10 protein-coding genes are annotated in these 15,453 nt (G+C 55.1%); 3 read left to right on the top strand and 7 right to left on the bottom strand.

The features are described 5' to 3' along the window. Window positions 1-2: 2 nt before the first annotated feature. The gene (locus BN2475_RS19475) at window positions 3-5,327 is read right to left on the bottom strand and encodes a DEAD/DEAH box helicase (RefSeq protein WP_094781143.1); all 5,325 of its coding nucleotides are present in this window, start codon (window positions 5,325-5,327) and stop codon (window positions 3-5) included. Between the two features lie 542 nt (window positions 5,328-5,869). Here BN2475_RS19475 and BN2475_RS19465 point away from each other — a divergent pair. Both BN2475_RS19465 and BN2475_RS19460 read left to right on the top strand, forming a co-directional pair. Next, a complete protein-coding gene (locus BN2475_RS19465) occupies window positions 5,870-6,238 on the top strand; it encodes a helix-turn-helix domain-containing protein (RefSeq protein WP_094781142.1) in 369 nt (122 codons plus the stop codon). Window positions 6,239-6,803: 565 nt separating this feature from the next. Then, window positions 6,804-7,682 (top strand): PD-(D/E)XK nuclease domain-containing protein, encoded by an 879-nt coding sequence (locus BN2475_RS19460; RefSeq protein ID WP_143325821.1) that lies wholly within the window; start codon window positions 6,804-6,806, stop codon window positions 7,680-7,682. Between the two features lie 392 nt (window positions 7,683-8,074). Here the strand turns inward: BN2475_RS19460 and BN2475_RS19450 are convergent, their stop codons facing one another. Both BN2475_RS19450 and BN2475_RS19445 read right to left on the bottom strand, forming a co-directional pair. Next, entirely contained in the window at window positions 8,075-8,560 is a 486-nt protein-coding gene (locus BN2475_RS19450) for an HAD domain-containing protein (protein WP_094781139.1), read from the bottom strand. Between the two features lie 150 nt (window positions 8,561-8,710). Next, window positions 8,711-9,154, bottom strand: a complete 444-nt coding sequence (locus BN2475_RS19445; protein WP_245841416.1) for a hypothetical protein — start codon at window positions 9,152-9,154, stop codon at window positions 8,711-8,713. 381 nt (window positions 9,155-9,535) lie between these two features. Here BN2475_RS19445 and BN2475_RS19440 point away from each other — a divergent pair, with 381 nt between their 5' ends. After that, on the top strand, window positions 9,536-10,039 hold the full coding sequence (locus BN2475_RS19440; RefSeq protein WP_094781137.1) for a helix-turn-helix domain-containing protein: 504 nt from the start codon (window positions 9,536-9,538) through the stop codon (window positions 10,037-10,039). Window positions 10,040-10,171: 132 nt separating this feature from the next. On the opposite strand, the gene BN2475_RS34300 is transcribed toward BN2475_RS19440, so the two are convergent. Genes BN2475_RS34300 through BN2475_RS19420 form a run of 4 tightly spaced genes read right to left on the bottom strand, consistent with a single transcriptional unit; the run spans window position 10,172 to window position 14,614 of the window. Then, window positions 10,172-10,336 carry a hypothetical protein gene (locus tag BN2475_RS34300; RefSeq protein WP_218023703.1) on the bottom strand — a complete coding sequence of 55 codons (165 nt, stop codon included), beginning with the start codon at window positions 10,334-10,336 and terminating at the stop codon, window positions 10,172-10,174. 45 nt (window positions 10,337-10,381) lie between these two features. Beyond that, window positions 10,382-10,813, bottom strand: coding sequence for a hypothetical protein (locus BN2475_RS19430; protein WP_143325820.1), 432 nt, complete (start codon window positions 10,811-10,813; stop codon window positions 10,382-10,384). Between the two features lie 10 nt (window positions 10,814-10,823). Continuing rightward, on the bottom strand, window positions 10,824-12,905 hold the full coding sequence (locus BN2475_RS19425) for a hypothetical protein (RefSeq protein WP_094781134.1): 2,082 nt from the start codon (window positions 12,903-12,905) through the stop codon (window positions 10,824-10,826). Then, window positions 12,902-14,614 (bottom strand): tyrosine-type recombinase/integrase, encoded by a 1,713-nt coding sequence (locus BN2475_RS19420; RefSeq protein ID WP_094781133.1) that lies wholly within the window; start codon window positions 14,612-14,614, stop codon window positions 12,902-12,904. Before BN2475_RS19420 ends, BN2475_RS19425 begins: the two co-directional genes overlap by 4 nt. Window positions 14,615-15,453 lie beyond the last annotated feature (839 nt).

Genomic DNA, 15,453 nt, shown 5'->3' with positions numbered 1-15,453 from the left:
TTTCAGTCTTTATTACCAGGACCAAACAGGTCCACATTGGCCGCGAACACAGCGGGCCACGAATGGGGTTCGTTGGCGAATCGCACGACGATGTACCCTAGGTCCTCTAGGCGTCTGTCGATTTCGGCGTCCTTCGCGCGCGTGTTATCGCTCTCGTGATGCGTGTCGTCGACAAAAACGACTAGGTTGTAGTCGTCGTAGAAAAAATCGGCAGCTACACCGACCGTCGCGAGCTGATGGTGGGCACGGTCCGGTTTCAGATAGCCACGTTCGTCAACGTGAGTTAGCCATCTATTTGCGAGGCTACTGTTCGACGTCAACTCGAGGTTGGAAACGTGCGCGTCGATAGCTCGTTCGGGGTTTTCCCTTTCAGAACTGGAGCGGGTCAATCGGCACAATATGTCGAGCACAAGACCATCTGCATCATGGTCTTGGCGGTCAATAAGAAGATGGTCGGGCTGGTTGTAATATGACAGCAGGCACTTATAGCAGCCGGCTTCACAAAGGGGATGACCGTGGTCGTCCGTCTCTTGCGTCAATTCCGTCTTTTTCCATGAATGGCCTTCCACCGGACGATTGAAGTGCATAATTTCGAGCGCCTCGGCAGCGACCGACCGTAACGCTTCGGTCTCTGTCGCAATACGGGTCAACACGCCTGCACCGCCTTCGGCTGCCTCAAAGAACAGGATGGATTGTCGCAAGTCGCGTCCTGGCAAGGGCTCAGCCATCAACTCGCTTTCTTCAAGCTGATAAACCGACTCTATACCCCGCTTCAAAGCGTACTGCAGCGTGGTCATTGTGATTGGCGATAGGACGCCCAGTCGCGGATGCGGCATGACCACCAGGATGTTCCTGCGGTCTTCCACAAATGGGACAATGGTCTGTGGCGTGGTCTTGTCGGGCGACGCATCGTCACTATCATCGTCGCCTGCTCCATTTTCTCCGCCCTTCCATTGGCCAGTAACGGGATTAATAAGAAATCCCTGCTCCGATTTATTTTTGCGACGCTTCCAGCCGTAGTTCATTCGCCAGATAGTTGCAGCTGGCCCGTATTGCAACTCAAGCAGCGGACCCTGTTCATCCTTGACAGTAGCCCTCATTCTTTGCAGCTTGCCGTCCGCTTCCGCGAACTGCAATGTGGTCTGCATTTCGTAACCTTGTCGGACCCGCTCTTCCTCGTTGGCGGTAATGCGCTCGACACGCCTTGTGGCGACGTTTTCGATGCGATACAGATTTTTCACAATCTTCGCTTCGTCCAGCGACGCACCACACGAAATGCATCGGTCGGCATCGCGCTGCGTGCGGAAGTGACCATAGCCACATACTGGACAGAGGCGAGCCACCTCGGTCGGCAAATTGGCGCCCTCGGCGACTTGGTCCTGTCCGCTTATAGTGAGTAACGCTTTGGTCACGCGGTACTGACTGCCTTCGTGGTAAATAAGGCTATAGGGTCCGAATTCGCTCAGAGCAAGAAAGCGCGGACGCGAAAGAAAACTTTCGCGTCCGATGTTGCCGCGCCGAGCCGGGATGTACGCCAGGAGCGGCAGGCGCGGGAAGTTATAACCAGGCAAGAACCCCTGGCTTGCAAGATAACGGTATGTGTAGAAATCGCTATTGAATGCACTGTCGCCCGCCAGCAACAGGTCGCGCTGTTTGCGTGCCTCATTGTGCCGCTGCTGAGCCTCGCGACGCTCGCGCTCGCTCGCCGCAGGATTGTTTTCAATGCGGTAGTTGAGCTCAATCTGGCGCACTGTCGCACGATAGAGGTCTCGCCAACGGTTCAACGATAAATCGAATTCGTTGAATGCGCGCTGGAACACCTCTTCCGGCCACGAAGGCGTGAACCATGTTGCTCGCTCTGGTGTGAGCTCGTCCTGCAGCATCTGAAGAACTGCCAGTCCTCGTTGTTGAGCCCTTTGCCGCGCGGCAGGCTGCCCAAGGTCGTCGGCCAAGTCACCAGACAACGGTAGCTCCGCAGGTTTTTCCATATCAAGCAGGTCGCGGATACTGTTGCCAAGCTTTTTCCCCGTCTCAGCTAGCCAGATTGCCTGCAAGTGGCTTTGCACCAACTCACGGTTGGCAAGGTCCAGCGATGGCGGGTTAACCTGACCGTGAACCATGCGGACGGGCTCCCGGAAGTAGTACTGGTCATGCGGGCTTTGGCTCGCGCAATATGTAATGACGAGCGCCGGCTGTCCGGCGCGTCCGGCTCGACCGCTTCGCTGCGCATAGTTTGCCGGCGTCGGCGGTACATTGCGCATGTAGACGGTATTGAGGGAAGAAATGTCGACGCCAAGCTCCATGGTCGGTGAGCAAAAGAGTACGGGCAGCCATTCCAGCTCATGCCCATACCGCTCACGCCACGCATCACGGTCCTTCTCCGTATAGCGGAAACGCGCTTCACGTTCAAGCCGGTCTTCCTGTTCAACCTGGGCAGTGTGCTCTCGCGCCTCAAAATCGAACAATCGATGTGCCGGCTCGGTCAGGAGCTTCGCGATGTTACGGTAGAGATTGCGAAAAAATGCATTGTCCTGAGACAGCCGTGCGCTGACTCCGCTTCCAGCTGTCCACAACATTTGGCTGCCTTTTAGCTGCCATCCAGTTAGACTAAAGTCGGTCTGTTCGTCTTGGACCAGGCCATACTGTTTCGCTGCTTTCAGTAACGCTTCAATGACTGCGCCGTATGTCTTGTCGTTGATGTCCTTGTAGAACGGGTTGTGACCGCCCCATGTACTACTCCTTCGGAGTTCGCGCCCAAGCCGCGAACGACTGGACCCGATGAGCAAGTACTCTTCGAGCCTCTGACGTTTCAGACGCGCGCTCTCTTCATCTGTTGGGCGTGCGGTGACAAACCATCTGGCAGTGGTAGGTCGCTCGTCTTCTGTAAATCCCCAAGGTTCGGAGAGGTTGGCAAAGCTGAGAGTGCGCATCTGGTCAAGTTCAGAGCGGTCAAGGTAGCGCGATGCAATGCACAGGCCTTCGCGCATGAAGTTGAGCAGCTTCCGCAGCACAAACGCACGTTCGGCAGGACTCGCAGCCTGGAGCACCCGAGGCGCCTCCGTCCATTCATCCTGGTCGGCCGCGCAATCATCAATATCCTGGTACTGGATTTCCAATAGACCCAGCTGTTCGAGGTTGGGATTGTTGTAGCGCCAACCTCGACGCAGGTCGGAAAATGCTCGATAACCGAGGATGGCACGCATGGCATCTTGGACCTGCCGACGCGCCGCGCCTTTGACACCGGGCTGCTGCATGTATTCGGCACGGACGCTGTAGTCATCGCGATGGAAGCCAAGCGCCTCGAATACTGCGTTTGCAATATCCCTCTCCGCAAGAGTTTTCTCAGGCGCTGATTCAAGCGCAGAGTACAAGGCCGCTCGCGTAAGCAGAACCTGCAAAAAATCATTGAAATGACCGGCTTGCAGCGCCGCGTCCTGCCGGTTATCTGAAAAGCCCAAAACCTTTTTTGCTTCGGGCGAAAGCTCATTGTCCTGCTCGTAGAGGTAGCGTAAGGAAGAAAGGGTGAGCATGGTCGTTGCCGAGCTCCGCCCTTCTCCAGACAGAGATGTAAGTCGCAACGAATCCTTTCCACTCGTGGTCTGCACCACGCCACAACCAAGGCAGAAGCGGAAGCTTCCTGGAACGAACCACGCCGCCATTCCGCCGTCAGTTGCGACGACGCCATCAGTTCCCACTCTGACCGCTTGTGGGACAAATTTTTTATACGTGGATTTGATTCGCCATTCGCCGTCTGCTCTTTCCTCGACCCATGTTTCCGGAAGGTTTTCGGCTTCAGTACTGCTCCATGTGCCATCAACGTCAGGCATCAGATAACCCGACCTGACACCGTCATCCTCGAGGTCGCGCTCGTCGATGTTGCGAACTTTGAATGTGCGGCCTTCTGTCTCGTTTTGGTCCCATACGGGAATATATTCCTGGCCACAATCCCGGCAGAAATGGACGTTATACAAGTGTCGCGAGCGGTCTCCAGAGACGAACTGTTGACCCTCCAACGTCAGTGCGCGCTTGCCTGGTGACTCTAAGGTCGCGAAGACCTTTCCGCCTGCGGAGATAAATTGATGCAGCTTGAATGCAAACAGTGACTTGCCGGTGACGTCGGTAGTGTTGTAGGCGCGCAAAAGGAACTTTTTCAAGTACTCGCCACAGCGCTCCTCGGGCAAACCAGTCGCTTCCGCTAGTAGCTTGACAGCGTCCTTCAGCGTCTTTGGCTTCGCTCGTCTCGGCTTGCCGCTCTCGTAGGTAAGCCCCAACGTCAGTTCGACCCACACCGACACCGGGTGTTTGGCCATCTCATCGAAGCTCAGGTCCATTGGAACTTCAGCCTGGATAGCAGCGGCCAGAGCCTTCGAAATGGTTTTTTCCGTCTCCACTTCAGGCGTGGTACGACGGAGTGTTTCGGTAATGATGTTGGTCACGGGAATCCGTGTGCCGAACAACCGTGAGGCGACCTCAGCCACCTTTGCATTGCGTTCCACTTCGGTGCCATCGGTGGCCATCGTGGCCGAAGTCCCGATGCAAACAAGATTTTCGGACAATGCCTCTCGAACGCGACGAACCAGTAAAGCGACGTCCGCCCCCTGACGCCCGCGATACGTGTGCAACTCATCGAGAACCAAAAACTTCAATCCCTTCGCATTGGCGATGACCTCTTGGTCAATCGCGGTCTGCCGCGTCAGCAGCAGTTCGAGCATCATGAAGTTGGTCAACAAAATATCAGGCGGATTGTCCTTCATCAGCTCGCGTTCGTCGGGCCCTTCCTGCCCCGTAAAGCGGCCAAACGTCACCGGCTGCATGCCCGGCTCCGAGCCCAAGAACTTCTTTAGTTCCTCGAGTTGGCTGTTGGCCAACGCGTTCATGGGATAGACAACGATGGCACGTGTACGCCGCGCGTTGTCGACCGCCTTGGCCTTGAGACAGGCATCGATGATAGGGATGAAGTAGGAAAGTGACTTGCCCGAGCCGGTGCCTGTGGTCAAGACGTAGCTTTCGCCAGCCGCAGCTAGGCTGATAGCTTCGACCTGATGCTTATATAGAGGCAGCGATTGTCCGGCCGATGTCTTCGTCTTGCCAAAGCGAAAAATTTCGGCACAATGCGCATCGAGTAGACCAGCCTGACACAATGCCTCAACCGTCCCTCCGGGTTGAAAATTAGGGTTGACCTGAATGAGCGGCTCTGGCCAATATTTCTGCGATGCATATTCGGCGTCAACGAACGCCCGAATGTCGCCGGCTTTGATACGCGTGAAGCTTCTGGTGAAGTCCGCGTATTCGTTGACGAGATTCTGACGAAACTCAAACACGTTCACATTTGCCCCCGCTGGCGTTCGCGATTTCTAGTCTGTGACTGACGGTGCACAGTCGGCCGCGCCCCATATTGTTGCGCCGCACAAAACACATATACTGCGGGAATTTTAATCGCTTGGCGGATATCAATCCGGTGTTTTTGGGGATTCGCGAACATCGGCATGATGACATGCCTAGTTGCCATTCGGTACCGAGTTGCAGAATCACATCGTGAGGGTCTAAAGCAGCCAGCGCTATGCTTTGAGTGCGTAAGCCAGGACACAGCGCATGGGAATCCGCAGTTCCCCGGCATCGTTCCGATACGCCTGTGCGTCGTGCGCGACTGCCTGTTCAATCGATGCCAGCGCGGCCCGCGTCTGGGCATTCGACCCGTCCCATGTTTGCCTCCACTCGTTTGGCACCTTGGCGCGTTGGAGCACGGGCCTTCATGTTCCTCGTAAAGGTATTGTCTGTCTATTGAGGGAGCAAGCCAACTCCACTGCGACCAGCATGAACATACACATAGATATTGACGAAATGACCATGCGCACTATTATCTATTTGTATGCCAAAGACCTCCCGTGCCCTCCTGCAACTCCCACCCGCTACTGTCAGCGCTCTTGAAAAGCTGGGGGCCGACCTTGCGGTGGCACGCCTGCGGCGCAAGGAGTCGCTGAAAACCTGGGCCAAGAGGATGGGGGTTTCTGTTCCCACGTTGCAGCGCCTTGAGGCGGGTGACCCCTCAGTGGGCATCGGCATCGTTGCGACCGCGCTCTGGCTTATTCAACGGGATGGTGAGCTTGGCAATCTGGCGGCCCCGGAGCATGACAAGGGCGCCATTGAGAGGGACGTCCGCAAGGCCATCGACCTGGGGCGCGCAAGGGCGCGGGCTTCGGCCGAAGCGCGGCTGCGCAAAAACACTTCGAAGGACTGATATGCGTCTGCTCACAACGTTCTCGCACGTTTTCTTAGGTGCTTTGATACCTGTTCGTGTGCAAAAAAACAGGCTGTACGCATGCACGCGTACATGCCGAAAACCCTTGTCGGACAAGGCGTTCGCGGTACTGTACAAAACTCAAAAAGTACAGCGCTTTGGGAAGCCGACCACTAGAGGTTTCGGGGCGCCCCCCCCTATTGCCAGCCGGAGGCCTGCCCGTGACACCAAGCGTGGGTCGCCGCAGGCCAGATTGGTTAATGTGACGGTAGCGACTCGGAGGGTGTGATGCACAAGTCGCGAAATTGCGCGCATTCCTGCGCGCCACATCGGCGACATTGGCAAAAAACACCATGTCGCCCTTTAATTTCAACAATTGAATCGCCCGGCAGAGCCTCTATGATTCAACTGGAATCCAGCACGAGCGACCGATTCCCACGGACGTGTCATTTCTAGCGTTGCTGTCTTTCTAACTCTTCTGCGCGGGATGCAATGGGATGCGAACTCCGACTTCTTGAGCGAAAATAGCCGTATCCTCACCAAATACGTGACAGCACGAAAGTCTATGACCACAACTGTAGAGACGCTCAAACCAACGCTTAAATACCTTAGGCAGTTTCTCGACACTCATCACAAAACGTATCGCGTCGCGATGACGGAAGCTGGAGGCGCCCGATACGGGCGCGACGGAGAGCCGTACGCTAACTTCAATGAGGTAGTCGGATATATCAGGGATATCGTTCTTAACGCCGAGACCAACTTCAGCAATCTAAGGATTCCAGATGGATTTCCTACTCCTGCCCGTTTCATTGATGAAGCGACTGCATTTCGCAACATGGCTGACATGCACGCGGCAAAGTTGCTCAAGATAAACAAAGGGCATGGTGATGCGTGGTTTGACGAAGTCGAAAATGCCTACACCATGTGCACCGAGGTCAGAGACGCCATAGACCATGCGCTTGAGCTTGGAAATGTCAGCGTAACCGAACCGGCGCTCAAGCGCCTCGTTCGCCTCGTAGAGCGCCTACCCGAGGTAAGTCGCAACCTTGTCAAAGAGAGACGTCACGAAAAGAGAGACACGCTGGACGTTCGCGACGAATATGACGTGCAAGATTTGATGAGGGCATTTCTGCATCTCGAGTTCGACGATGTCCGAGCTGAAGAATACTGCCCCAGCTACGCCGCCACCAGTTCCCGCGTCGACTTCCTAATATGGCCAGAGAAAATTGCAGTCGAAGTCAAATATGCCAAAAAATCTCACTCTCAAAGAAAAATTGCCGACGAATTAATTGTCGATATTGCACGCTACCAAAAACATCAAGATGCGAATCACCTTGTATGCGTCATCTGGAACACTGAACACACTCTCCACAATCCGGTTGCCTTAAAAAGTGATATTGAAAGTGGCAGCAACGGCTTTGTTACGGTGCTTGCATTAGATTGAGAGCCTGTACTTCCTTCGTGGCCCGGGGGAGCAAAGTGTGCAAGCCGGTGCGTCCCAAGATGCTCGCGGTCCTCGCTCACCCGGTTCAGCACGGCTCAGCCATCCGCCGTCTTCCACCGTGATGTCTGTCGTACAGCGCATCTCGCAGCGCCCGTTTAAACCGCAATCCTAGTTCGAATGACGACATTGTCCTCAACTCAACGTACACGCGAGGGGGCACTGCATCGAGATACTCTCGGATACTTTGGTCGAAAGCGTCATCGAGAACCGTCTTTAGGCGGCTCTTCGAATCGACTCGTGATTTCGCGCGACGAAATTTCTTTCGCATCACTCAACCTCAAGTTCTGGTGTTATCAACAGCGGCTCCATATGTCTACAATGCCTCTTGCCGCTTACGAAAACTCCTGCCGCAACCTGCTTCTCAAAAGCTCGACAACGGCCGAGTCCCCTAATCCGCACTCGGACTGACAAAGCACGAGCTTTTCCATGCAGCTCTCAAATCCGTCTTTCCTGTCGTCAATCGCAATCCATGAGACAGGAGCCTGACGCCGAACAAAATCCAAGACCTGTGCGCCGCGCGATAATAGCGGCCATAGCCGTTCGTCGAATTCGCAACCTTGATACGTCGCGCCTATGACCCTTGCCCGCAATGACGGAGACGGCAACTGCGAGCGCGTGTAGTCGACACCGAATCGATAAGCCCAGTCAGAAGAAAGGACAATGTTCAAGGACGGATACAGAGACAGCAGGTCATCGAGAATATGAGCGTACTCGAACAACTCGATGCGCCCGGGCGCACTGCTGGCGATGCGGCTTCCTGCAACATACGAGTTGCCTCGATGCAAGACGCCGTCGATGTCGAGAAAAAGTACGTTCATGGTCTACCTAGGAGCGCCTTTGGTCTCCTGTACCAATCAATTCGCACACGGGAATCGGAAGTCTGGCCTAGCCAGCTACCGATGCGAATATTCAGGAAACAAGACTCGTAGTAGTCGCAGGGTTCAGTTCCCTCACCAACTGTGATGTGCCTATGACGCAGTCACGTACTTTTGCATATGTCGTAACATCGGATTGTTGACGGCTGCACTCAGAGCCTCATCAGCAGACAGAGGCCTTTTGGCTTCCTCGCCGTATCCTTCAAGAATCTCTCGCAGGCGGTTCGCAGCGTCGGCGTCAAAACCCGCCTCCGAATCAACGTTGACACGCCTTTCGGCAGTCATCTCGCTGAACTCGAAATCCGACGACGCGACCACGACGTACGGTTCGGACCGGGAGGCCATATATGTCAGTATGGCGTCCTGCTTTGTTCCGCCAACGAGCTTCACTGAGTTCACGATGCGATGTCCGAATGGAACACACTCCTGCTTCAGGGTGTTGAGGCCATAGATGAGGGGCCAATCGTTAGCGACAACGACGACCGCGCCCGGAAACGGGTCAATGGTCTCTGCGAACAGCCGGGAGTCGGTGTCCAAAGAATGAGTCGCCTCAGCCTCAGTGTCCCGCGTCGTTATGGACGGATGCCGCTCAATCGCCCCCAGTACTCCACTGATACAGAAGAAAACCAAGACCATGTGTGTGTCCCATTCGGAAGAAGCTACCGGTTCGTCTGACCGCAATTTTTCAATTCACCCGTCGGCATGTGCGACTGAGCGTCATGGACTTATCAATTGCGCACACTCGTTGCTCGCGTGTTTCACCGCGTGAACGTTAGCCAAGGCGCGAAAGATAGGTACGCTCGACACACCGCCGAGTCAAAGAGTGACAGCGATTGTATCGTTTCGAGAGTACTCTTTTCAAGCGTACTCTTGCAATATAGTAGAATATTTTTTGGCTGCAAGGGATGCTTTCGGGCTATGCCGAAGCTCCATGAAGCCGCCACCGTCGGGCTGTCCGAACGACTACAAACGATTCGAAAACGTAAGGGCCTGTCGCAAGACCAACTCGCGGCGCGGGCGTCACTGGTTCGCACGAACCTTGCGGACATCGAACAGGGACGGCGCGTGAACCCCCGCCTTTCGACTCTTTTGCGGTTAGCAGAGGCACTGGAAGTAGACGTGGTCGATTTCTTCTGTGACCGAGCCACCGACCGGCAGCAGCCGTCAGACACGGACGCTACAACCAGAGTGATAGCGAATGTAAAACGGCTACGCAGTGAAGCAAGTCTCAGTCAAGAAGCGCTTTCGCTCAAGGCACACCGGTTCCGCACCTATGTCGGCCGGCTGGAGAACGGAAGTGCGAATCCGATGGTTGTTGACCTGCTGGAATTGGCAGCTGCGCTCGACGCCTCGATATCGGACCTTTTCCAGGACGCAAATAGCAGCAAGGATGACCAGCCGCCGCCGTCGGCGCCAGGTTGACGCTCATCACGAACGTCAACCGCACAGCGGAAGACCACCGACGAGGGACAAGCAACCTCAGCAGTTCAGCCGAACCACAACATTGGCTTGTACATCGAAGTCCGTCTGACAAGGTCGTCCAGTTGCCGGTCATCAAGCCATGGGCAGTGCATCAAAGAGGCGCTCCGCAATGAGCCCGACAGGCACCTCAGTGCTGCCCCCCATCGATGTTACGCCATCAATCTCTTGTTTGCCGTCGTCATCGAGCACCCGACGCCCATCGAAATTCAGAACGTTTTTTGATTGAAGATTTCGCATAAAGTGCCTTTGGTGCGCGTCAAACGAACGAAGAGAGTGTCGCATCTACGAGTTCCTCGATTGTCGAGCCTTCTTCGTACGAGGACGAGGACTGTCGCTCTGGGCACGATAGGGCCGAACAAGCGGTGCAGCAAGTTGCTCCGGCGAAATGCCGTGCTTGAGAGCGTTGGTCACATACGTGCACAACAATTCGTCGTACTGACGCAAGGTCTCACGATTTTGGGCGTTCTCCGCCTGTTCCTTGTCGAGCTTCTGCTGGAGCACATCGATTTCGGGAGCTGTCGCGCGAGGCGTTTTCCCAGTCTTGCAAAACTGAGAATGTAGCTTGCCATGTTCGCTGTAGGCGTTCTTGATGTCAGGATGAGCTTGAAGTGCTTGCCTTGTCCACACGTGGTCAAACTGGCGCTTGGCCAAGGCAACAATACTCTCCCAGGAAACAGCCTGGTTCGACGGGAGACCCGTTATTAGCTTTGCCAAGAGTGTGACCTCATTCTTCGTCAGCCTGCGTTTCACTCTCCGACGAACTTTGGTTGCCGTTGTCGTTGACATCTTCAAATCTCCTGAGTGAGGGAAGTTCGACCAGTGTTCCGTCGGGAATAGATGCATCGTTATGAACGGCAAGCGCTGCATCGCAGCGCTCAACGGTAAGCTTTTGAAACTCAAGCCAATTGTTGGCGCCAGTCGTACCGTCCTCTGTTTCTTGCCGCGCCAACTCGACATATTCCTCCGCTTCACTCTTGAGTTTTTGCGTCCGAGCAATGTGGTCCGGATTTCCCTTTTCGAGAGTATGTGTATCGCATGCGATACACTTGCGACCGTTCGGACATGGTGTTGCCGACCAGTTGTGCTCGCATATGCCGATATCGCTCGGATGCGCCGTCACTGTGGACGAAATGATGAATTCGCTTCTCCGTTTAGGGTCCTTGATTTTTAGCGCTGCCTCAGTGACCGGCCCCTGCACCTTGCCTTTAGTACGCTTCTTATGAATGCTCTCGGCCAGCTCCAACCCTGTCATTTGGTTGTATGCAGCGTTATGCCCGATATCCTTCCTGCCAAAATGCCTGGCAATCTCAATCTGTGACATGCCGCCGTCCTCAGCCATGGTGTCGAGCCAGTGGCGAAACTGGTAAGCGGTCACCTTCAGTGGGCGACCCGCTTCATCACGATAGCCCAATCGTTCAAAAATCGATTTGGACGTTGCCCTCCCGACGAAGCAATCCCTGAATTGCCCGTACTTCATCAGCGTTGCAGTGCCATTAAGGCTTGCGCGTATCGAATGAAAGAAGTTAATTGGAAATACAAACAGGCAGTCCTTAAGTTCGTGATGTGCCTGCTCTGCAGGAAAGACTGTCTCCCCGCCGGACCTTTCTACAAGGTGCTGCTCAAGTTCCCACTTGGAAACAGCCGTGACCTTCATCCGGTCCTGAACTAGGCTGACAACTGTTATTCCGGCATCCTGTACAAATTCTCTGGCGCTTCCTAAAGCGTCCGCCGCACTGAGTCCGACCACCTGATATACGTCCGCAAGGCTCAGCAACTCTTCACCTGACGCCGAGTGCCACGGCTCGGGAAGGAGTGTCCGACCCGGGCGGTTGGCCATGAACCGGGCTATTTTCCGGAACGGCTCCGATACCTTCTTGATATCACTTAACGCCCGCTTTGCTACGTCGACCATCACCGTTGGCAGCCATTTGATTTGCGTATTCTCGAATCCCCGCTTCGCGGGTACATTTCTGATTCCGTAGCGAATCGCCGGTTTGCCACCGGGACCGAGCATTGGCTGTCCATATTCATCGAGTTGCGGCTCTTCTATCCAGCACTTGACGTGAAGCGTAAGCAACTCGCACGGCCGGAATCCGCAGCAAACGCATAGCTCCATTGCTCGCTGCCTCACCAGGTCAGAGTCGCTCAGGTCATCCCTGTTTGATATGGCTCCGACGGTCTCTACCAGTGCCGAAGTGGGAAGCTTCTTGTTGCGCCTCTCCTTCGCCTCTTGACCTACTTTCCACTGCTGTATCCCGCCGTCGGTCGTGTCTCGTCGAATCGGGTTTACCCAATTCAGCCTCACCTCGCAGAGGCGATATTCGTCCATGGTGTTGGCAATTGCCGCTAGCGCAACACCAATCCGATATGCCGAACTGCGTTCCTCTCGCTTCTGACACTCTCCTATGGCCACGTCAAAATGCGCCGGCCGCACTTCCCAAGGATTCTGGCGAGTATTTCCGAACGCCGCGTACAGGTAACGGAACGCCCGAACCTGGATGTTGTGGTAGAGCGTTGAGAGGCCTTCCGGATTTTGCCTTTCGATGTGACACGCATAGGCTTTCACAAAATCTCCAAACGGGCCAGGAAACGCCACTGCGTTCGCACGGGTACTTTTCGCCACGAACGCTGCGGTGAACCAAATCCGCTCGACTGTTCTGCCGTCTGACGCACGTGCCTTGTTGGGGACCTCCCAAACAATGTCATCCCACTCGATATCGCCAAATGGGTTAGAAGCACGCGCTTTGTTGATGAATGCGCCAACGACCTCAGCGACCGCCGATTGAAGTTTCGTTTGAAGTTTCATGCTTGCGTCTGCGACTCGTATTGGATAATCTCCTGGCATCGCCGTACCACCTGCGCAACGGCGAGGATAGGAAGGTCGTTCGCCTCCACAATCTTCAAGTCTGCTCCGCGATTAAGTAGGTCCTCGCGCTCCCGCAAAAGCTCCTCCAGCACCTTTTCGTGAGGCCCTTCCAACCAGGGTTGAAATTTAAAACATGTGTAGCAGGCTATATGAGCATGCAAACCACAGAATCCGAATGACCCGCAGGAGCCGACCGGGCGCAACGTCTTTTTCTGCTCTGTAGAGTCAGCGAAGTGGATTCGACTCGCGGGGTCGTCGCCACGCAACGCCTCTGTTTCGTTTTTGATGACCACGCCCATGAAAATCTGGGCAACTGGAGCAAGGCGAAGCGCAAAGGCCTTGTCGAGGCTGACAACCATGTCGGACCGGTTGTTGAAGTAGACCATGACATGCTGCAGGTCAGAGTGGTCTAAAGCCTGCGCCAGTTCCGTCGGACTTGCCCCTTCCTTTACGAGCCGGGTTGCAAACGTATACCGAAGGCGGCGCGCAGTGACGCGCAATGGCGAACCATCTTCCGCTCGAATGGCCGCTCTTTCGACAAAGTGCTCAAGCTGCTTGGCGAACCAGGCCTTCCTCGAGCGCATTGCGTGCGCCTCAAAAGGCGTACCCACGAGTGACAAATCTCGGCTTGAGGCGGGAAACATCGGCCGCTGCATATAACGGCTGTCACGCCCCATAAACGCGTACTTCCAGATAGCTTGGTTTTCGAGCTTCTTCTGTTCGAACAATTTGCCGATTCGAGGGTCGACCGGCCGCACGTGAAATTCGTCGCGCGGATTCACCCCTCGTTTTTTCAGCCTCGGAATACGTAGCTCGTATCTCACTCCTCCGTCTGGCAGGTCAGTACGAATGAGGTCCTCCTCGTTCAGATACTGCATCGCCTTGGGGTATATCCCGAACGACATGCAAGTCCACATAACGAGGAGCTCATCGAGCGAATCTGGAGGCGTTTGCATTTCCGCCAGGAGCCGGACCTGTAGTGCAAGTGTTTCGACATGTCGAAGCGGGCCCTCATTGGGGTCGTCGCTGAGCACAGCACGCCCTTTCGGATTACCCCCGATGACCTGATTCTCGAGAACTGTTGCCAGCTCCTGGTCGAACCCCTCGTACTCCTCGTCGGCACAAAAGACGAACCATCGCCGATAGGCATCCAACGTATTGGCAATCGTCCCCTTCGAGAAGGCTTTACGCGAGTTTTTCGGTTTCGCAGTTGTTCGCCCGCCGTCCACATCACGCGCTTTCCTGTTGCCGGCAGCAGGCTGCCTCTTAAGAACATCACTCAAGGCCTGCCTGATTTTGACGAAGAAGGTTTCGTCATACGCCTCAGGAACATCGATGCTGAATTTCGCCGATTTGCCGGCAGCAAACAGTCTTCGCAAATTTTGAAATTGCGCGAACACATAATCCGCGCTTCCTGTCCGAATCAGATTCCGCACATGCTCCTGAACAGCATGCAAGACTGGCCCTTTAGCGAGCGGCATGCATGCCCAATTGACTCGCTTCGCTGCCGCTAACAGCCAAATCTCGCCGCTGGTGTCGATACGTTCTCCAGCTTTCGACAGCACCGATAGCTGACCATCGCGGTCAGATTCCCAATGTTCCGATGCGGCCGCATGTGCGGATGCTCCCTTCGACACTTTTCCGGTCATATTCACGCCCCTCCGCCAAAACCAAAGTGAATTTGCGAGGGCACGATATCGGGACGACCGGCGTGAGATAGCGACGCAGTACCGACTCCGGTAGGTTCGGAGTTCCGGGCAGCAAAAGAATGGGATACGGCGTGGCGGGCCCGTTGCGTGGCTGACGGACCCACCGCATTCAGACTATGAGGTAAGAACTGACGTCGCGATGCCCAAGCCACGACGATGCACGACAAGCTGATGGTCCGGAGCCTGTCGGTCGAGATGTGTGAACCAAGGCAACACTGCGCTGAGCGCTGCAGCGCGCATGGACAGCTGTTACCTAAACGGGAAGGAGTGTCGTGAGGCCGGGTTTCGAGAGCACGGCAACGTGACGGTCGGCTATCGAGCGCCCCATGGACAAACAGGGAAGAGCGGAAAAGAGAAGTGTTCCAACTGCCAATCGACATAACGAATCCTCCAAAATTAATGGATGATTCGTCCGGTCGACTAGCCCGCTCGCGTTCAAATTGCGATGCGTCTCGTTGGACAAATGCAGCTCAAGCCAAGTGAATCGGTCTTTTTGCCTGCTACCTCTCGAACGGCCCGCGACCAGCGGTTCTTGGCTCAAGCTCAGGTTGAAAAGCTAACGACAACCACCAGGAATGTCAAGTAGTGTCTCGGTGATACGTTATGTGGCTCCCATTACCCGCACTAGGAGTACAGCCCGGTGCCATTGACTGAGAAGTGGCTGGGACACCTCAAAAGACTTCATGACGTTTGAGGTTGACCCGGTTCGACGGATAGATTTGCAGTTGAGTCTAGTGCGGGGTGGCACCTCCCGATAAGGTTGAATCGCGGGTTGTCCA

The sequence above is a fragment of the Paraburkholderia ribeironis genome (genome assembly GCF_900019265.1).
GTDB lineage: Bacteria > Pseudomonadota > Gammaproteobacteria > Burkholderiales > Burkholderiaceae > Paraburkholderia > Paraburkholderia ribeironis.
The sequence above is the reverse complement of the archived record's forward strand: the minus strand, read 5'-3'. Positions and strand labels throughout refer to the sequence as shown.